General features: G+C 73.4%; 9 protein-coding genes. 7 read left to right on the top strand and 2 right to left on the bottom strand.

Going from position 1 to position 20594, the window contains the following annotated elements; translation table 11 throughout:
• The first annotated feature begins 223 nt into the window (after nucleotides 1-223).
• Entirely contained in the window at nucleotides 224-664 is a 441-nt protein-coding gene (locus tag AB0N31_RS04835) for a hypothetical protein (RefSeq protein ID WP_366056916.1), read from the top strand.
• Nucleotides 665-1030: 366 nt separating this feature from the next.
• On the opposite strand, the gene AB0N31_RS04830 is transcribed toward AB0N31_RS04835, so the two are convergent.
• On the bottom strand, nucleotides 1031-1426 hold the full coding sequence (locus AB0N31_RS04830; RefSeq protein ID WP_366056915.1) for a hypothetical protein: 396 nt from the start codon (nucleotides 1424-1426) through the stop codon (nucleotides 1031-1033).
• 1867 nt (nucleotides 1427-3293) lie between these two features.
• On the opposite strand from AB0N31_RS04830, the gene AB0N31_RS04825 reads away from it, so the two are divergent.
• From AB0N31_RS04825 to AB0N31_RS04800, 6 genes are read left to right on the top strand one after another with little or no spacing between them, the layout of a single operon-like run.
• Nucleotides 3294-7256 carry an amino acid adenylation domain-containing protein gene (locus AB0N31_RS04825; RefSeq protein ID WP_366056914.1) on the top strand — a complete coding sequence of 1321 codons (3963 nt, stop codon included), beginning with the start codon at nucleotides 3294-3296 and terminating at the stop codon, nucleotides 7254-7256.
• Complete coding sequence (locus AB0N31_RS04820; RefSeq protein WP_366056913.1) at nucleotides 7256-16339, top strand: amino acid adenylation domain-containing protein; 9084 nt, start codon at nucleotides 7256-7258, stop codon at nucleotides 16337-16339. The genes AB0N31_RS04825 and AB0N31_RS04820 overlap by 1 nt, the downstream gene beginning before the upstream one ends.
• Before the next feature lie 10 nt (nucleotides 16340-16349).
• The gene (locus AB0N31_RS04815) at nucleotides 16350-17408 is read left to right on the top strand and encodes a GSCFA domain-containing protein (protein WP_366056912.1); all 1059 of its coding nucleotides are present in this window, start codon (nucleotides 16350-16352) and stop codon (nucleotides 17406-17408) included.
• Nucleotides 17353-18048, top strand: a complete 696-nt coding sequence (locus AB0N31_RS04810; RefSeq protein WP_366056910.1) for a hypothetical protein — start codon at nucleotides 17353-17355, stop codon at nucleotides 18046-18048. The genes AB0N31_RS04815 and AB0N31_RS04810 overlap by 56 nt, the downstream gene beginning before the upstream one ends.
• Before the next feature lie 55 nt (nucleotides 18049-18103).
• Nucleotides 18104-18982 (top strand): TauD/TfdA family dioxygenase, encoded by an 879-nt coding sequence (locus AB0N31_RS04805; protein ID WP_366056908.1) that lies wholly within the window; start codon nucleotides 18104-18106, stop codon nucleotides 18980-18982.
• 30 nt (nucleotides 18983-19012) lie between these two features.
• Nucleotides 19013-19813: a hypothetical protein gene (locus tag AB0N31_RS04800; protein WP_366056907.1), complete on the top strand. Its 801-nt coding sequence runs from the start codon at nucleotides 19013-19015 to the stop codon at nucleotides 19811-19813.
• A 206-nt stretch (nucleotides 19814-20019) separates the two neighbouring features.
• On the opposite strand, the gene AB0N31_RS04795 is transcribed toward AB0N31_RS04800, so the two are convergent.
• A complete protein-coding gene (locus AB0N31_RS04795; protein WP_366056906.1) occupies nucleotides 20020-20547 on the bottom strand; it encodes a hypothetical protein in 528 nt (175 codons plus the stop codon).
• Nucleotides 20548-20594: the final 47 nt, after the last annotated feature.

Here is a 20594-nt window from a genome sequence, read left to right as displayed (position 1 = left end):
CGCAGGGTCCTCACCCCGGTGCTGTCGTTTTCGTGAGCGGTGCGCGTCGGCACCTGCGCCCGTTCGACTCGAGCGGGAAGGAGGCTACTTCTACCGGTGGTTCCGCCTGGTCCGCTCCCGCATGCTCGTGATCGACTTGTCGAGGAGGGCGCCGGGACGCTGGTTCCCCCCTTTCCCCGACGCGGTCCTTCCCCGGCACGATCACGCCACTCGGCAAAGGAGCATGGACAGGCACAGATTCAAGGGTGCCCTCGCGGCGGTCGCGGCTCTGGCCGCCTTGGCGGGGGTGGGGGTCGCGGCGGCGCCGGCGCAGGCGGCGACCTACTGCTCGGCCAAGGGCCAGAAGTACTTCTGCGAGTACGGCGTCTCCACCACGAAACTCGCCAACGGGACGAAGGAGGAGTTCGTCGTCGGCGCCGATCACGCGGTGTGGACGAACTGGACCTACCCCGACGGCTCCTGGAACGGGTGGGAGTCCCTGGGCGGGTGGGTGAAGAGCCGCGTCGAAGTCGACCCTCAGCAGAAGACCAGCGACTCGCTCATCTTCATGTGGGCCATCGGCAAGGACGACAACTACTGGTTCAGGGTTCGCTACCCCAGCGGCTCGTGGACCGCTTGGCGGGTGAGCTGCGCCGTCGAACCGAACGGTCAGTTCTGTCCGTGACCGCCGCGGGCGAGCGGTACCGGCCCTGACGGCACGCAGCCCACGGGGCGTCACCGGCGCCAAGCCGTCCGTCCCCGCTGACCTGGAACTGTTCACGGTGGGAACACCTCACCGACATCGACGGACACCCGGCCAAGGCCGCAGGACGCGCGAGGGCCACTGGGCCGTTCCTCACGGCGTTGTCGTTCGTCGCGGCGTCCGCGCTCCGCCGCAAAGCCGGCGGGCACCCGTTCCGCCGCAGCGTCTGCGGCGCGGTTGACGGAGTGCTCGACAAGTCCAGGGCCGGTCTCTGAAGCGTCGTCGCGGCGGCAGCGACCCCCGCTGTCTCCAGTGATGGTCGAGGTCCGGATGCACGTCGTCCGTCTCTCACAGGCCCGCGTGTTTCAACAGCAGCTCGAGGTCGCTGTCCTTCACCCGGGTGACCCCTTGTGGGTGCCGGTTGGACAAGGCGTGCAGCGGAACGGGGTCGCGGTGCAGCCGCCGGGTCGCTGCCGGATTCAGCGTCGCGGTGAAACGCCACGGTCGGCGAGGGCTTCCGGTCACCTCGTACGGCTTGTCCTCGATCTCCGCCACCGCGGCGATCTCCCGTACCGGTGCGGCGAAGTAGATCCACAGGCGGTCGCCGGGAGCCATGCGCCGCCACCTGGACAGGCACCACTCCCGGCGAGGCTCGGTCCCGGCGAGCTCCAGCATGCGGTCCTTGCCGGAGGAGACGCCGTCCGCGACGGTGTCCGCGGGTTTCATGATGAACAGCCAGTCCACGGACATCCCTCCGCTCGTGCGGCCCCGCGCCCGTGTCGTGTGTCCGGCGGGGGTCTCCTGTGTGCTGCCCGCTACGGGAGCACTCATGCCCGCCGGCGCACACACCGCGCACCGAGCCCGGTGGTGGCCGGCGCGGATCCGGCGAAGAGGGCCCGCACCGCGTGGACTGTTCGCGCGCCACCGCCGCCGGGGGAGAGGGAGGAGCGCGGGACGTGGGAGTCGCTTCGATCGCCGTACGGCTCGTCGGCAGGGCGTCCGGAAGGACGGACGGGGGGCGTGCACTCCTGGCCGGTGCCCGACGACGGACGGCGCGGTTGGATGCTCCTCACCCGGCGGAAAGGCGTGGGAGACAGCGGCGGGAAGGCCGTCCGCGACAGCCCTCTCCCAGCACACCTCTACGGGCAGATACGGCGGCCGCGAGACCTCGAACCACTCACCACCCACGTGGGTGACGGCATGGCACCACGAACAGGACCAGACTTCCTCTTGCCGCGCCGTCGGCGGCACCGGCCACCGCCACATCACCCGCCCCCCCACACCGCACTCCAAGGGCGGATCCTCACCCGCCTTCGCGCGTGGTCCCATTCCACTGACACCGCGCGGCCTCCCCCTCCTCCGACGGGACAAGACGATCTTTGGACCGCCGTCCCCATCGACCGGAGGAACACTCCGGAAAAGGATTGTCCGATATTCTCTGGAATTTTTCGGGCCGCTTGTCGTGGATTCCTGTCGGCGCTTCCCAGAGGGTTTTCTGTCATCGGTCCGATGGTTCTTGAAGGGAATCCGATCCTTTCCGGTGAAGCCTTCCTCCATGGTTTCTTCGGGCGCGTCTCGATCAACTTTGTTTCGTTCCTGGAAATGTGTGGAGCGGTGGCGCCGAGGGCTGCGGATGTCCGTTCTTCGGCCGCCTTCCGGCGCTCACCTCGGGGCTCTGCGCGGTTGGGTCCGGCCGGGCCGAGGTCGGGCGGGTGGCCGGGTCCTGGCTTTCGGCGGGCACCCTGGAGGTGGTGTTTCCGGGGCGGGTGGACCCGAAAGGACTCCGGCCCGTCCGTATCCGTTACGGCGACCGGTTCCAGGGGTGCCGATTCGGGCTCGGGCCGGCCCGCCGACGCGGGTGTCGCCGGCTCGATCACGGACTCCCGTGACGACGGATAGCGGACAGTTGGCGACGGATAACGGACGACCGACGGCAGGTGACCGGCAACTGTCATCAACAAAAGGGAAATTGACGAGGTGACGGCCTGCTCGGAGCGACATCTCCCGGGCCGAGCCGTTCTCAGGGCAATACCCTGCAAGGACTTCAACCGGGTCGCGCGGGCGATCTTCCGGTGGAGCGCGCGGTGCGCCGAGAGGCCGAGGGGGCGGACATCCCGCCGAGTGTGCCGCGACCCCGCACGAGACGCTGTACGAGCCTCCGTCCGGGGAGGTGCTGTCCTCGGCGGCGCCCTGGTCGTCACCGGACGGACCGCCGTCGTCGCCGTCCATGCGATCGGGGCGGCCCGGAACACAAGAGGGGAAACCCTGACAAGTCAATTCGCGTGAATGTGGCACGCCCGGGGGCGCTTCTCCGTCCGGAGTCTCCCGTTCCGTCACGTGCGGCCGCGAATCGGCACCGGCGACTATGCGAACGGGCCCGCCAAAGTCAAGTGTTGACATGCCCTCCGTTTGTAAATGACGATCTCAGCCATGTCACGGGAACCTCGGAATTCACGTGACCGTACGACGACATGACCAGGTGACCGACCGCCACTTTCCCGGACTCCCTCCGGAACCTCGACCGGGGATTCCTTCGCTTCACGGCATCACGCGTGATGCCGTTCTTCACTGTGCCCGGGTCCCACCCCGACAGGAAGGCCAGGTCTTACCGGTGCAGCACGCCCCCCACCCCGCTCAGCCCGCTCCTGCGGCGAGCCCCGCCTCCTTCGCCCAGCAACGCCTGTGGTTCCTGGCCCAGCTCCCCGGCGCGAGCGTCGCCTACAACGAGACCATCGCCTTCACGCTCACCGGCCCGCTCGACCGGCACGCCCTGAAAGCGGCTTTCGACGCACTGACGGTGCGTCACGCCACGTTGCGCACCCGCCTGGTGGCCGAAGCGGGCGGCGTCCGCCAGCACATCGACCCGCCGGGTGCCGGTTTCGCGCTCACCCTCGAGGACCTCGGCGCCGAGGCCGACCCGCAGGAGAGCGTGCGGCTCCATCAACTCCGGGAAGCGAAGGAAGCGTTCGATCTGGAGCGCGGTCCGCTCGGGCGCGGCCGGCTGCTGACGCTCGGCCACCGGCACCACGTGCTGCTTCTGACGTTCCACCACAGCATCTACGACGGTGCGTCGATGAACGTGATGATGCGAGAGGTCACCGAGCTCTATACGGCATCGCTCACCGGCGCCCCCGCTTCCCTGCCCGCCCTCCCGTCCCAGTACGCCGACCACGCGCGCGCCCAGCGCGAGGCCGTCCTCAGCGGTGCTCTCGCGGCTCAGGAGGAGTACTGGAAGCAGGCCCTGCGGGACGCGCCGGACGCGCTCGAGCTGCCCATCGAGGGTCCGCGGCCGGCCGAACAGGATTACGACGGCGGGCGCGTCGAGTTCACTCTCGACCCCGGCACCACTGCCGCTCTGCGCGCTCTGGCGCGCCGGCACGGGGCCACTCTGTTCGTCGCTGTCCTGACCGGCTGGGCCGTTCTGCTGTCCCGTCTGTCCGGGCAGGAGGACATCGTTGTCGGGAGCCCGGTCGCCGGCCGCCGCGGACCCGGCGCGTCCGCTCTCATCGGATTCCTCGTCAACTCCCTGCCGCTGCGCATCGACCTGTCCGGCGCACCCACCGCGTCCGAGGTGCTGAACCGCACCCGCACCGCCGTGCGCGACGCCCTCGACCACCAGGACCTCCCCTTCGAGCGCATCGTCGAACTCGTCAACCCCCCGCGCAGCGCCTCCCGCACCCCCCTGTTCCAGACCATGCTGGCGTGGGTGCCCGACCGGCGGGGCCTGCTGCAGCTGCCCGGCGTCCAGGCCGAACCGCTCCCGATCGCCCATGCCCCGGCCAAGTTCGACCTCGCCCTGTCGGCGACCGAGTCGCAGGACGGGATCACCGGGCACCTGGACTACGCCACGGCGCTCATCGACCACGCCACCGCCCTGCGCTGGGCTGCCTACCTGCGCCATCTGCTCACCGACCTGGCCCGGCACCCCGAGCGCGACGTCGGGGACCTGGAGCTGATGGAGCCCGACGAGCGGCTCCGGCTGATCCGGGAGGGCGACGCCGCGGCTCCCGCCCTCTCCGACCCGACGGCGGCCGCGCTGCGCACCGCCGACGGGATCACTTCCCTCTTCGAGACCCGGGCCCGTCGGCACCCCACCCTGACCGCGGTCGTCGACGGGGACGGCACCCTGGACTACGCCACGCTCGACCACCGCGCCAACCGGCTCGCCCACGCCCTCGCCGCCCGGTCCGTCCGCCCCGGGGACGTCGTGGGACTGCACGCGCGCCGCACCCGCGACCTGGCCGTCGGCATCCTCGGCATCCTCAAGGCGGGCGCCGCCTATCTCCCCCTCGACCCCCAGCAGCCCCGCGAACGTCTCGCCGGGATCGTCCAGGACGCCGCCTGCCCCCTCGTGCTCAGCGACCACGCCGCGGGGGACCGCCCCGAGGACTGGCTGGACCTCGCCGCCGTGGAGGCCGAAGGGCCGACCGGGGACCACCCGCCGGCCGACGCCGGCCGGGCCCCGGACAGGACCGCCTACGTCATCTTCACCTCCGGATCCACGGGACGGCCCAAGGGCGTCGCCGTGGAACACCGCAGCGTCCTCAACCTGTTCGCGGTCTGGCACGACCGTATGGGCACAGCACCCGGAGACGCCGGTTCGGCCTGGTCCAGCATCGGCTTCGACGCCTCGATCCACGAACTGCTGCTGCCCCTGACCACCGGCGGGGTCCTGCACATCGTCCCCGAGGAACTGCGCGGCGATCCGGACGCCCTGATGGCGTGGATGCGCACCCACCGCATCGTCCAGGCGTTCCTGCCGCCCGCTTACATCAAGTGGATCGACGAGGACCCCGCAGAACGCCTGCGCGACCTGTCGCTGCGCACCCTGCTGACCGGTGTCGAGTCCCTGACCGAGGCCGCTCTGCACCGCATGACGCAGTACCTGCCCGGCCTGCGGATCTGCTTCGGCTACGGTCCCACCGAGGCGACCCTGTACAGCACCGCCCACTACGACCCGCGCCCGCTGGAACGGCCCTGTCCCATCGGCCGCCCACTGCCCGGAACCCGCTTACACCTGCTCGACAGCCGCATGCGGCCGGTTCCGCCGGGGGTGGTGGGGGAGGTCTACCTCGGCGGCGCGTCCCTGGCCCGCTGCTACCTCGGCCGCCCCGACCTGACCGAGGAACGGTTCGTGCCGGACCCGTTCGTGCCCGGTGAACGCCTCTACCGCACGGGCGACCTCGCCCGCCGGGACCAGGACGGCCGGGCTCATTACGCGGGACGCGCCGACGACCAGATCAAGCTGCGCGGCTTCCGCATCGAACCGGCCGAGGTCGAGGCTGCGCTCATGGCCCTGCCCGGTGTGCGCGAGGCCGTCGTCCTGTCCGACCGTGACGCGGCCGGACAGCCCCGGCTGGTCGCCGGGATCGGTAGGGGGAGCGCGCCCGACCGCAGCGCCGACGACCGGCGCACCGCGCTCGCCCGCCGGCTGCCCGACTACATGATCCCCGCCGTCGTGCTCGAACTGGACTGCCTGCCGCTGAACCGCAGCGGCAAGGTCGACCGGGCGGAACTCCTGCGGCTCGTGCACGAACGGACCTCCGACCAGGTCAACACCGCGAGCCCCCGTGACCACGTCGAACACGCCCTGTACCGCATATGGCGGGACATCCTGGTCCACCCCGACATCGGCGTCGGCGACAACTTCTTCGACATCGGCGGCACCTCGCTGTCGGCCATCAAGATGGCCCACCGGGTCACCCAGACCTTCGGCCACCCGCTGCCCGTCGCGGAGGTCATGCTGCGACCCACCATCGAATCGCTCGGCGCGCTGCTGCGCGAGGAGGGTGAGCACCGCGCCCCCGGCAGCCTCGTCGAGTTCCGTCGCGGCATCGCGAGCCGAGTGGTGTGCGTCCACCCCGCCGGCGGCACCGCCTTCTGCTACCTCCCCCTGGCCGCCTTCCTGCCCCCACAAGCCGGGCTCTACGGCATCCAATCGCCCGGAGTGAACCCCGGGGAGGACGTCCTGCCGACCGTGGAGGCCATGGCCGAGGAGTACCTGCGCCTCCTCGAACCCCTCGGCGACGGCCCCCTCGTCCTCACCGGACTGTCCTACGGCGGCCTCGTCGCCCACGAGATGGGACGCCTGCTCAGTCGGGCCGGACGCCGGGACGTGAGCGTCGTCCTGCTCGACACCCAAGCCATCGACGACGCCTCCGCCCGGGCGGAGATCACAGCCGTCGACGCCGCCGAGTTCCGCGACAAGCTCGTACGGTTCAACGGGATGTACCCCGGCATCGACGACGCGCAGGTCGAACGCTACTTCCGGATCTACAACCACAACCGGCTGACCGCCCGGGACCACCTGCCCGCCGCCTCACCGGCCCGCCTGGTGCTCGCCCAGGCCGTACCCGGCGGCACCGACACCCCCTTCCACGCCGAGGTACGCGCCTTCTGGCGGCGCCGCGCCGAGGACCACTTCCGCGTCGAGACGATGGAGTGCGACCACTGGGAGATCCTCGAGGGCGACCGGGCCGCCCGCGTCGGCGCGCTGCTCGCCGCCGAACTGGCCCACCACGGCACCGGTCACGCCCATCCGCGAGCCCTGACCACGTCCACGCGGGAGGCGTGATGGACCAGCCCCTGCCCCCCGGCCCGCTCGCCGCCGCCGTCCTGGCCCAGGCCCGCCGCACGCCCCGCGCCGTGGCCGTCGAGGACGGCACCCGGGTGCTCGACTACGCCGAACTCGACCTGCTCAGCGGCCGGGTGGCCGCACGGCTGCGGGCGCTGGGCGTCCGCCCCGGACACGCCGTCGCCGTCGCCCTGCCCCGCTCCTGGCAGCTGGTCTGCGTCCTGCTCGGCATCCGCCGCGCCGGGGCCACCGTCGTCCCCCTGGACCGGCTCAGCCCGCCCGACCGCCGGCGCCACATCCTCCGGGACAGCGCCGCCGTGGCGGTGGTCCGCGAGGAGCCGCACGCACCCGACGACGTGTCCGCCGAGGCGCTCCTCGCCCCGCAGGAGCCGGCTCCCCGCAGCCACCCGGCCGAGGGCACCGCCGTGCGCGACGGCGACGACACCGCCTTCGTCTTCTACACCTCCGGCAGCACCGGCCGCCCCAAGGGCGTCGAGGTCACCGACGACGGCGTGCTGCGCCTCGCCGAACCCGGCTACATCGACCTGCACCCCGGCGCCCGCTACGCCTGCCTGTCCAACCCCGCCTTCGACGCCCTCAGTTTCGAGGTCTGGACCCCGCTGCTGACCGGAGGCGCCTGCGTCGTCCTCGACGACACCCGGGTGCACAGCCCGCACCGGCTCGCCGACGCACTGCGCGCCCGCCGCATCGACACACTGTTCATCACCGCAGCCCTGTTCAACGCGGTCGTGGAGAAGGTGCCCGGCTGCTTCGCCGGCGCCGCCCAGGTCCTGATCGGCGGTGAACGTCTCAACGCGCCCCTGGTACGCCGCTGGTACGAGGCCAACCCCTCCTCACGCACCGTCCTGTACAACGCCTACGGGCCGACTGAGGCGACGACGTTCGCCCTGTGCCACCCCGTCCCGCGCGACCTCGCCGGCGACGAGATACCCATCGGTACCGCGCTGCCCGGCACCGGCGTCCTGCTGCGGACCGCCGACGGACGCACCGCCGAGCCCGGCGAGGTGGCCGAACTCTGGCTGTCCGGGCCGGCCCTGGCCCGCGGCTACCGCAACCTGCCCGAACAGACCGCACACGCCTTCGTCCGGCTGCCGGGCGGCGACGGCACCCCACGCCGCTGGTACCGCACCGGCGACCTCGTGCGCCGGGACGCCGACGGCCGGGTGACCTACGTCGGCCGGGCCGACCGACAGGTCAAGGTGCGCGGCTTCCGCATCGAACCCGGCGAGGTCGAAAGGCAGCTGCTGACCCACGCCGCGGTCCGCCGGGCCCATGTGTGCACCCGGCGCGACAGCGCGGACCGCAACGAGCTGATGGCCTTCCTCGTCCTGGGCGACGACCCCTCCCACGTCCTCTCCTACGACGCCTACGAGCGCCACCTCACCGCATCCCTGCCGGTGTACATGCGCCCTCACCACACCCACCTCGTGACCGAACTCCCGCTGACCGCCAACGGCAAGGTCGACCAGGCCGCCCTGCTGCGGGACGCCGGCACCCCCTGGCGGGGCAGCCGCGCCGAAGAGGCCCGCGTCACCGCCGGGCAGCGGCCCGTACTGGAGATCGCCGAGGAGGTCCTCGACGTCACCGGCCTGCGCCCCGACGACCGCTGGATCCCCAGCGGCGGCGACTCCCTGAAGGCACTGCGGTTCCGCTTCGAGATCCTCGGCCGCTTCGGCGTCGACCTCCCCCAGGACCTGGTGCTGCGCGCCGACTTCGCCGGCCTGGCCGACGCCGTCCACGCCCCCGGCGCCGCGGCGGACGGCCACCCGCCCGTGCCGGCCGGCGGGGCCGGGCCGGACGCACCGGCCACCAGCGAGCAGGAACGCCTCTGGCTGCTGCACCAGCGCGACCCCGCGGACCGCTCCTACGACGTCCCCCTCGCCTTCCGGACCGAGGGCCCCGTCGACACGGCCGCCCTGCGCCGCGCGCTCCGCACACTGGTCGAGCGGCACCCGGCCCTGCGCACCCGGCTGGTCCCCACCCCCGACGGCCTGCTCCAGCGCACCGAAGCGCCCTACGACCCCTGGCAGCAGCCGGACACCCTTTCCGGGGAATCCTGGCAGCGGACCGCCGACCGCTTCTTCGCCCACCGCTTCGACCTCGCCGACCCGCGCATGCTGCGCGCGGGTTGGGTGCAGCGACCTGACGGCGGCCTCCTGCTGTTCCACCTCCACCACGTGGCCGTGGACGGCTGGTCCCTCAACCTCCTCCTCCGCGACCTCACCGACGCCTGCCGAGGCGTCGCCCCCGAGTCCGAACCCGCCACCACCCCCGCCGACTTCGCCCGCTGGCAGGGCACCTGGCACGCCACCGAGACCTACGCACGCCGCCGCACGGAGCTGCTCGCCCGCTACGACCGCACGCCGCGGCCCTCGCCCCCTCTGCCCGCCCCCGCGGGACCCGGCCGGCCGCGGGCCGGGCTGCTGCGCACCTCCCTGGACCCGGTCCACCGCATCGCGCTGGACCGGCGAGCCGCACAACTCGGCCTGACCAGGTTCCAGCTCCTGGTCTCCGCGTTCACCGCGAGCGTCCACGGCGTCACCGGGCAGGACCGCCCGCTGATCGCCACGCCCGTGGCGAACCGGCCCCGCCCCGAATTCGCCGACACCGTCGGCATGTTCGCCAACACCGTGCTCCTCGACCTGGCCACGACGCCGGACGACTCCCTGACGGCACACCTCACCGCGCACGCCGACACCGTCCGCACCGTCCTCGCCGCGGACGACGTCGCGCTCGCCGACGTCCTCGCCGGTCCCGCCCTGCGCGAACGCACCCCACTGTTCGACTACCTGTTCGTCCTGGAGAACACCCGGTTCTCCACGCTCCGCCTCGACGGCTGCGAGACACGGCCGCTGTGGCCCGAACCCCTGGGCGCCAAGTGCGCGCTGACGCTCTCCGTGGTCGAGCACGAGGCCGGCTTCGACTGCCTGTGGGAGTACCGCGACGACCTCGGCGCCGAGCGCGCCGAGGCGGCGGCCGGCCTCTTCCACCAGGCCCTGGCCCACCTGGTCGCGGACGACGGCACCACCCTGCGCGAACTGGTCGCCCCCTACCGGCACTCCCTGCCCGACAACGGCCGGGGCGGCACACCGCAGCCCGACTTCACCACCGTCGCCGAGGGCTTCGCCCGGCAGGCGGCCCGCACTCCCGCGGCACCCGCCGTCCGCTCCGGCGAAGTGAGCCTCACCTACGCCGAACTCGACGCACAGGCCGACGAGCTGGCCGCCGCCCTGCGCACGCGGGTCCCGTCCGACCCCGCCGCGCCGGCGTCCGTCGCGCTCTACCTCCAGCCGTCCGCCGAGCACGTCGTGGCCCTGCTGGCCGCCGCCCGGCTCAACGTCACCGTCGTCCCCCTCGACCCCGCCTACCCGCCGGCCCTGCTGCGCCACGTACTCGACCAGGCCGACCCCGTGTGCGTCCTGGCCACCCCCGGGGACATGGACGCGCTCGACGCCCTCGCACCGCCGTCCCTGCCCAGACACCCGCTCACCCTGGCCGGGAACCCGCAGGCCGCACCCGTGCCCCACCGGCACCCGGCGCTGCGCCCCCTGTACACCCTGTTCACCTCCGGCTCCACCGGCACCCCCAAGGGCGTCCAGGTCCCCGACGCCACCCTGTGCAACCTGCTCACCTGGCAGCGCACCGAGGGCGGCCTCGGCCGGCCCGCCGTCACCCAGCAGTTCTCCATGCTCTCCTTCGACGTCTCCTTCCAGGAGATCCTCACCACCTTGTGCTCCGGCGGCCTGCTGCAGCTCGTGGAACCCGCCTGGAGACAGGACGTACCGGCGTTGCTGGAACAACTGGAGACCGGGGGAGCGGAGCGGATCTTCCTGCCGTACGTGGCCCTGCAGCTGCTCGCCGAACACGGCGTGCGTACCGGACGCTTCCCCTCCCGCCTCCGTGAGGTCGTCACCGCGGGCGAGCAGCTGGTGTGCACCGACGTGATCCGCCGCTGGTTCGCCGGACTGCCCGGCGCGCGCCTGTTCAACCACTACGGGCCGACCGAGACCCACGTCGTCACCGGCCTGTGCCTCGAGGGCGACCCGGCCCACTGGCCCGAGCGGCCCGCCATCGGCCGGCCCGTGTCCCACGCGGTGCTGCGCGTCGTCGACGAGGGCGGCCTGCCCGTGCCACCAGGTGTCACCGGCGAGCTGCTCGTCGGCGGTCCGATGGCCGCACGCTGCTACCTGGGCGACGCCGCCGCACACGAGGGCCGGTTCCTCGACGACCCGGAGCTCGGCACCTTCTACCGCACCGGGGACCGGGCCCGCTTCGACGCCCAGGGACTGCTGCACTACGCCGGCCGCGACGACGGCCAGGTCAAGCTCGGCGGGCACCGGCTGGAACTGGGGCAGGTCGAGGCCGCGCTGCTGCAGTACCCCGGCGTGGCCAACGCGATCGCGGTGGTGCAGGACGGCCGGCTGGTGGCGGCCCTGCAGTGCCGGGGCGAGGACCCCGACCCCGCGGACCTCGCCGACCACCTGGCCCGCCTGCTGCCCGCCCATGTACGCGTCACCCGCTTCCGCCGCCTGACCGACGTGCCGCGCACCCCCAGCGGCAAGGCGGACCGCCGGGCGGCGCTCACCGCCCCGGGCCGCGACCTGCGGCCACCGGCCGGCGCGACCGCCTCCCTCACCCCGCTGGAACGGCGGCTGACCGGCCTGTTCGAACAGGTCACCGGCCGGACGACCGCCGTGGATCAGCGGTTCTTCGACGCGGGCGCCACCAGCTTGGACCTGATGCGCTTCCAGCTGCGGTGCGCGGGGGAGGGGGACCTCCCGTTCGGCGTGCCCGACCTGTTCGAGCACGTCACCCTGCGCGCCCTGGCGCGATTCCTCGACAGCCGGGACCGGCCCGGGCAGCCGGCGCCGCGAACGCCGGAGGGACAGATACCGGAGCGGCGCACCGACGATCCCGTGGCCGTCGTCGGCATGGCCGTCCGGTTGCCCGGCGCCCCCGACCTCGCCGCCTTCTGGGACCTGGTCACCTCCGGCCGGCGCGGCATCGAGCACTTCCCCGCGGCCGCCGGCCGCGTCGGCGCCCGCAGCCAGCTGCGGGGCCTCCTCGCCTTCGACCCCGGCCGTTTCACGATCAGCCCGCAGGAGGCGCGGCTGATGGACCCCCAGCAACGGCACCTGTTGATGAACTGCGTCGAGGCCCTCGCGCACGCCGGGCTCGGCGACCCGGGGGCACAGCGGATCGGGCTCGTGGCCTCCTGCGGGGAGAACACCTACTTCCAGCGCATGCTGCGTGAGGGCGACCCCGACGCGCTGCCCGACGGCTTCCGGCTGGCCCTGCACCACGAGAAGGACTTCCTCGCCACCAAGGCCGCCTACCACCTCGGCCTCACCGGTCCCGCGCTGACGGTCCAGTCCGCCTGCTCCAGCTCGCTCGTGGGGGTACACGTCGCGGCGGGCATGCTGCGGGAGGGCGACGCCGACGTGATGCTCGTCGGCGGTGTCCTCGTCGACACCGAACTGACCGACGGCTACACCTACCGGCCGCAGCACATCTTCTCGCCCGACGGGCACTGCCGACCCTTCGACGCCGAGGCACGGGGAACCGTCGGAGGCAGCGGCGCCGCCGTGGTCGTCCTCAAGCGGCTCTCCGCCGCCCGCCGCGACGGCGACACCGTCTACGCGGTCGTCACGGGCTCGGGCGTCAACAACGACGGCGGCGACAAACTCGGCTACAGCGCCCCCTCCCGGGCCGGGCAGCGGGAGGCGATCCGGACGGCGCTGGCCCGCAGCGGACGCGAGGGCACCGACGTGGGATACGTCGAGGCGCACGGCACCGCCACCCGGCTCGGGGACCCGGTGGAGGCCGCCGCGCTCCGGGAGGCCTACGGCCTGGCGGACGACGCGCGCGTGGCACTCTCCTCCGTGAAGAGCCAGATCGGCCATCTGGGCGCCGCCGCGGGCGTCGTCGGCCTCGTCCGCGCCGTGCTCGCCGTGCATCACGGCGTCCTGCCGCCCACGGTCGGCTTCGGTCGGCTCAACCCCGAGATCGCCGACGGGCCGTTCCGTGTCCCCGCGGCGGCCGAGACCTGGCCGCGCGACACGCCGAGAGTGGCCGCGGTGAGCAGCTTCGGCATCGGCGGGACCAACGCCCACCTGCTTCTGGAACACCCGCGGCCCGCGGCCGCCACCGGCCCCGCCCCGGACGAGGCGGTGCCTTGTCTGGTGCTGTCCGGCAGCTCCGTGGACGCGGTCCGCCAGGACGCACGGCGCATCGCCGCCCACCTGAGGGCACATCCGCGGGACTACCCGCGTGTGCTGCGCCACCTCCAGGCGGGCCGGCCGGCGCTGAGCCGGCGCGCGGCGGCGGTCTGCCCGGACGCGGCCTCCGCCGTCACCTGGCTCGACTCCGCGTTCGCCGTCACCACGCCGGACCCGCGCGACCGGCTCCCGGCCCGGGAACACGACCCGTACGCCCTCGCCCGGGCCTGGACGGACGGGCATCTCCTCGACCTGTCCGGCATCTCCGCCCCCGCGCCCTGGAACTTCCCGCCGCCCGCCTTCGACACCGCGGACTACGACTTCCCGCGCGCGTCCGGCACGGGGCAGCCGGCCGACGGCATCCCGCGGCGGCTGCCCGCCGAACAGTGGCTGCACCAGCCGGTGTGGACACGGCTGCGCCGCGCCCGCACCGGCGCCCCCCGCTCCCCGCGTACCGCCGTGGTGGTCACCGGGGCCGGGGCCGACGCCGCTTCGTGGCGGTTCCTGGAGCGGCACTACGCACGCGTGGTGACCGTACGCGCCGGTCAGGACCTCACCCGCCTCGCCGAGGACCACTACGCGGCCGACCCGGCCGACCCCCTCCAACTGGCCGCCCTGCTGGAACGCCTCGCCCCGCGGACCGGCGCCGGCACCGACTGGCTGCACGCACTGCCCCTGGCCCTGGGCACGGGCCTCGACGAGCACACCGTGGAGAGGGCGCAGTGGGCCTGCCTCGACACCGTCGCGGTGCTCGCCCGCGCCCTCGCCGACCTCCCGGAGGCGCACCGGCCGCGCGTCTGGCTGCTGTCCCACGGGGCACAGCCGGCCGGCGGCACCGTCGACACCCCCGCGGCCGGACTGCTCGCCGCGGCCCTCGAAGTCCCGCGGCAGGAACTGGGGGTTGCGACGCTCTGGGCCGACCTGCCCGCACCGGACCCGGCGCGGTGGGCGGCCCACCTGCCCGACCTGCTGCTCGACGACACGCTCCCCGCGTCCGCGACCACCCTGCGCGACGGCTTCTGGTGGCACCGCACCGTCCAGCCCGTCACCGTCCCCGGCACCCTGTCGGCCGCGCCGCGCCCCGGGACCGACGGCACCCACCTGGTGCTCGGCGGCACCGGCGGGATAGGCGGCACCCTGGCCGCGCAGCTGCTGGAGCACCCCGGCAACCGGGTCGTCCTGGTGTCCCGCGGGAGCGTCCTCCCGGCCGCGCTGCACCCCCACCGAGACCGCGTCACGCATGTCGCGGCCGACCTTGCCGCGGACGACCTGCCCGCCCTCGCGGACCGGCTCGCCCCCTACCTGGGGAAACTCGCCGGGATCGTGCACGCCGTCGGCACCGCCGACGGCCGGCTCCTTGCCCGCCGCGACGCCGCGATCGCCCGCCGCACCACCGCGGCCAAACTGCGCGGAGCCCTGCTCGTCGAACTGCTCGTCGCCGCACACCACCCCGGCTACGCCGCCTACTGCTCGTCGATGGCGGCCCGGTACGGGGGAGTGGGACAGTTCGACTACGCCGCCGCCAACGCCTGCCTGGACGCCTGCGCCCACTACTCGCCCCCCGGTGACCGGGGCGCCACCGTACGCCTGAGCATCGGCTGGGACGCCTGGCGGGAGGTGGGCATGGCGCAGCGCGCCCCGGTCGCCGGCACCCGCCACCAGGACCACCTCGCGGTGGCGCTGACCCCCGACGACGGCGCGACGGTGTTCGAGCGGGCCCTGCACCTGCAACTGCCCCACCTGCTGGTCAGCACCACCCCCCTGGAGCGGGCACACCACTTCTACGAACCGGCCGTCACGCCGGGAGCGGCCCCTGCGGCCCCCGCGGCGGCCGCGCACGGCGACGCCGCGGCCGAACTCACCCGGTTCCTGACCGACCTGCTCGGCGTGGACGCCCTCGACCCGCAGGACGCGCTGTACGACCTGGGAGCCGACTCGCTCACGCTGCTCGAACTGCTCGACGAGGTCAAACGCCGCTACGGCACCGACGTCGAACTGTCCCGGCTCGGCCCCCGGGTGAGCCTCGCCGAGATCCTCCGCCACCTGGGTGCCGGAACACCGGCGTCCGCCGCGGTGGACGTCGAGGTCTGGCAGCGCGGAACCGGCCGGGACGTGCTGTGCCTGCTCCATCCGATCGGCGGTGACATCCAGGCCTACCGCCCGCTCGTCGCCGCCCTCCCCGAGGAGCTGACGGTCTGCCTGATCGCCGACCCCAGGCTGCGCGACCCCGGCCTGCCCGCCCGTTCCATCGCCGACCGCTCCGCCCACTACCTGGAGGCCGTGCGCGCCGCGTTCCCGGAACCGGACCGCGGGCTGCGGCTGGCCGGCTGGTCGTTCGGGGCCTGGACCGCCCTGTCGATGGCGGCGCTCGCCGAGGCGGCCGGCCGGCCCGTCGACTCCGTTTTCCTGCTCGACCCGCCACCGCCCGGCGCGGGTGACCGGCTCGCCGCCTACGACGAACGGCAGATCGACGCCGTGTTCGCGCGCGAGCTGACCGGTAACGGCGCCGGCACGCTGACCCGTCCCGGCCGCGCCTACGCCGAACGCCTCGCCGACTGCTGCCGCGCCAACCTCGCGGTCATGGCCGGACACCGGCCGCCCCGCCTCGAGACGACGCCCGCCACCGTGTGGCTCGCCGAACGCCCCGTCGAGGACGGCGTCATCGCCCCGGAGCCGACCGCTCCGGGCGCGTGGACCGCCCACCTGCCCGAACCGTTCGCCCTCCACCACGTCGACGCCACGCACTACGGACTCGTCGCCGAGCCCCATGTGCAAGCCGTCGCCGCCGCCCTCGCGGCCGCCCCGGCCGACGCCGCCCCGCTCCGGCCCGCCCGACACCCCTGAGGAGGACACCGTGCAGCACCCGTACACCCGCCTGCCCGCGCGGTCCTTCTGGCGCACCGCCGTCGCCGAACCCGACCCGATGGACATCACCGACCTGTGGACGCCGAAGTTCGCCATCGGCCAGGACGACCCCGTCGTCACCGCCGGCTCCTGCTTCGCCGGGCACATCGGACGCGCCCTGCTGGAGCAGGGCATGCACTGGTACGACGCCGAGCCGCCGCCGCCGGGCCTGACCCGTGCGGAGCAGTCGGCCCGCGGCTACCGCCGTTTCTCCTTCCGCACGGGCAACATCTACTCCGCCGCGGCGCTGCGCCAGTGGGTGGCCTGGGCGCTCGGCGCGGAAAGACCTCCCGAAGAGGTCTGGGAGCACAACGGAACCTTCCACGACCCCTACCGGCCCGCCGTCGAACCGGACGGCTTCGCCTCCCCGGACGAACTGCTGCGCTCGCGCGAGGTCACCCTCGCCGCCGTCCGCACCGCCCTGACCCGGGCCGACATCCTCGTCTTCACCCTCGGGCTGACCGAGGCCTGGCACGACGAGGCGACGGACACGGTGCTGCCGATGTGCCCCGGCACCGTGCGCGGCACCTTCGACCCCGCCCGGCACGTCCTGCACCAGCACACGGTGGCGCGCGTGCACCGGGACCTGACGCGGACGCTGGCCCTGGCCCACCGGGTCAACCCCCGCCTGCGCACCGTCCTGACCGTCTCCCCGGTGCCGCTGACGGCCACCGCGACCGGCCGCCACGCCCTGGTGGCCACCACCCACTCCAAGTCCGTACTGCGCGCCGCGGCCGGCCAGCTCTCCGACGAGGACGACCGCGTCGACTACTTCCCCTCGTACGAGATCGTCACCGGCTTCCCCTACCGGGCGGCCTTCTACGAACCCAACCTGCGCGGTGTCACCCCCCACGGGGTGAGCTTCGTGATGCGTCACTTCTTCACGGCCCTGCGGGGCCGGCCCGAACCCGCGCACCCGGCCACCCCTGTCACCGGCGGAGAGGACCACTGGTGTGACGACGCCGTCCTCGACTACTACAACCCGCGCCCGGTTCCTCCTGCTGGGTGACTCCCACGCGGACTGCATCGGGCGCGCGGCCCGGGCCGCCGACCTGCCGTTCGCGGGCGGCCCCGTGGGATCCGGGCGCGACTTCCTCGGCCCGTTCTGCAACATCGACGGCACCGGGATCGCCTTCCGCGCGGACAGCGCCCAGCAGCTGTACCGGGAGTTCCTCGACACGCTCGGCGCGCGCACGCTCGCCGAGCTGACGGTGCCCCTGGTGTGCACGTTCGGACTGAGCGCCCACACCGTGGCCACCCGGCAGAACTGGGACGTCCACCGCGACCGGCACGGCGACGTCCCGGACCGGTTCCTGCACAGCCGGCTCTTCGCCGGTCTGGTCACGGCGACCGTCCGGGGCGCGCTGGCCTTCTACGAGCACACCGCCGCGCTGGGGTTGCGGGTGCTCGCCCCGCTACCGCCCCAGCGCGTCCCCGAGATGTCCGACCCCCGCGTCTTCTTCGCCGCGCAGGACGTCATCGCCGCCGAACTCGCGGCGCGCGGCGTCGAAACCGTGGACCTGCGCCCCCGCGTCACCGACGACCACGGCCGCCAACGCCCCGTCTTCTGCCGACAGGACGACACGATCCACGGCAACGACGCCTTCGGCCGCCTCGTCGTCGCCGAACTCCTCGACCGGGGCCTGTGACCACCGGCCCGTCCCCCACCCCCACCCGACCCACCCACAGCCACGGAGGCTCCTCATGGAGGACTACGCACTGAAGGCCGTCGAACGGCTCTCCACCCGCCCCGCCGAGCCCTACGACACCCTCTCCGTCACCCCGATCACCCCGCTGCTGGGCGCCGAGGTCACCGGCCTCGACCTGTCCCGGGAACTGACACCCCGGCAGGAGAAGGAGCTCAAGCACGCCTTCCACACCCACCACGTCCTGGTCTTCCGCGACCAGGACATCACCCCGGAGGAACACAAGCGGTTCGCAGGCCTCTTCGGCGAACTGCACCCCGTCGCCCTCGCACCCGAGGGATCCGACCCCCACATCCTGGAGATCAAGGCGACCAAGGAGTCGAAGGCCGTCGCCGGCGACGGCTGGCACGCCGACGGCACCGCCGACGCCGAACCGTCCCTCGGCTCGGCGCTGTACATCACCACCGTGCCCGCGGGCGGCAGCGGCGGCGACACCCTGTTCGCCAACATGCACCTCGCCTACGAGCTGCTCTCGCCCGCCATGCGCGGCTTCCTCGAGGGCCTGACCGCCCTCCACGACGGGGCCCTGCCCTGGACCGCCGCCGGGCAGACCCCGCCGCCCGAGTACGACGTGCCGCGCACCGAGCACCCCGTCGTCGTACGGCACCCGGAGAACGGCCGCAGACTGCTGTTCGTCAACGCGCCCTACACCTCGCACATCACCCAGCTCTCCCGCGCCGAGAGCGACGCCCTGCTCGGGCTGCTGTACGCCCACACGGCCGGCACTCCACTGCTGCACTGCCGGGTGCGCTGGCAGGAGCGGACCCTGGTGTTGTGGGACAACCGCAGCGTCCAGCATCACGCCGTGTGGGACTACTTCCCGCACACCCGCGAGGGCCGCCGCGTGGCGATCGACGGCACCCGTCTCCAGGCCTGAACGGGCACCCGGCCGAAGAGGAGACGCCCCATGACCCCGACCACGGGAACCCCGGCCGCAGGTCCTGAGGCGTTCCTTGCCGCGCTGCGCGCCCCGGCCGCCGGTGCTCCCGACGAGGACGGGGCCGCGGTTCCGTCCTGGTTGTGGCAGGTGGCCACCGTCCTGCACGAGCGCCTGCCCCCGGCCGCCGGCGACGAGTGGGCGCGCCGGCTGCGCGCTCTCCTCGCCGCGGCACCCGGGCCCGGCCTGGGCGCCGTGCATCTCTGGCATGCCGACACGGTGCTCCCGCTCCTCGGCGCGGCACGCGCCGGGGACGACGACGTGCTCGCCGCCCTGCGCGACCTGCACCGGGCGGCGGCGAGCGACGAAACCGCCGGCGGCGGAGAGTGGAGAGCGGCACTGCACCCGGTCCTGCTGCTCCTGCACGACGCTGCCTATGACCGGACAAGCGCCTATGCCGAGGCCCACACGGGTGCCCGCGACTACGCGCTGGCGAACGGCTTCCCCCCGGCCGAGGCCGAGGAGTACGGCCACACTTACGCGCGGCTGAGCAGCGACACCAACGCGCGGGCCTGCGCCGAGGCCCATGCGGCAGTGCTCGCGGACGCCGTGGCACAGGCGTTCGCCGCGGACAGCCCCGAGGCGTACGCGGACACGTTTCCCGGCGCCCAGGTGCGGGCCGCCCTCCGGGCGACGGCGGTGGCGCAAGGAGAGGCGTCCGCGTCCGCGCACCTGGCGGAGGGACTGCTCCGGGCCCTGCGGGGCGCGCGACCGCGACACCCGACGGAACCCGGTCCCGCGGGCCACGGTCCCCGCACGCAGAGGGCGTGAGCGCCGGGCCGTCGACCGCGGCGTACAGGCCGCCGGCTCAGCCCGCCCACCGGATGTCACGGACCTCGATCGCCCCGGCGTGCGGTATGAACCGGATCCGGCAACGCCGCCCGAACGCTTCCCTTCTGATGAGGGGCGGCGCATACCTGTCACGGCTGGACTCGCCGTTGCCTCGATGCCGCAGGACGTGCGGGAGGCGTAGGGGATCACCAGTCGACGTTGGGAGTGACGGGTACCGTCCAGAGCTCGTCGTTGGTGTGCTGGGGGCTCTCCAGGCTCAGTGCGTTCCAGGTACCGCCGTCACCGAGAGGGGTGCCGGTCTGCCTCAGGACGGTGGAGATGTCGTCCCGGGGGTGGATGGAGACCGTCCCGCGCGGCGCCGGGTATGGCTTCGACCACAGCTGGAACTGCTGGTTCGTGGCGTTCGGGCTGCACGGCGCCAGGGTGACGACCCATGGACCGTATCGGTCCCAGTCGCCACCGGCTGCCGGCTTCGGGCTGCGGGTCCAGCACGTTCCCTTGGTGGTGCTCTGGATGCTGTAGTACCTGCCGTGCTCGCGCGGAGTGAAGGTCCAGCTTCTGTCGGACGAGCCCGACCAGTTCGCATCGGTGAACGCAGCAAGCACCTGACCGTAGTTGCCGTAGGTTCCGATGTGCCGGCCGGTGCCGGCGTTGCGGACTTCTCCGGTGCCGCCCGACACCTCAGCCGCTGCGGATGCCGCAGTGCCCAGCACGCCACCCAGCGCGGCACACACCGCAGCCGCAGCGACAGCCGTACGGT

Source organism: Streptomyces sp. NPDC051051, from assembly GCF_040682975.1.
Classification (GTDB): domain Bacteria; phylum Actinomycetota; class Actinomycetes; order Streptomycetales; family Streptomycetaceae; genus Streptomyces.
The sequence above is the reverse complement of the archived record's forward strand: the minus strand, read 5'-3'. Positions and strand labels throughout refer to the sequence as shown.

Bases quoted from the DNA above. Each gene is read 5' to 3' on its own strand.
- AB0N31_RS04805 (WP_366056908.1), top strand. From the start codon at position 18,104: ATGGAGGACTACGCACTGAAGGCCGTCGAACGGCTCTCCACCCGCCCC.
- AB0N31_RS04800 (WP_366056907.1), top strand. From the start codon at position 19,013: ATGACCCCGACCACGGGAACCCCGGCCGCAGGTCCTGAGGCGTTCCTT.
- AB0N31_RS04820 (WP_366056913.1), top strand. From the start codon at position 7,256: ATGGACCAGCCCCTGCCCCCCGGCCCGCTCGCCGCCGCCGTCCTGGCC.
- AB0N31_RS04835 (WP_366056916.1), top strand. From the start codon at position 224: ATGGACAGGCACAGATTCAAGGGTGCCCTCGCGGCGGTCGCGGCTCTG.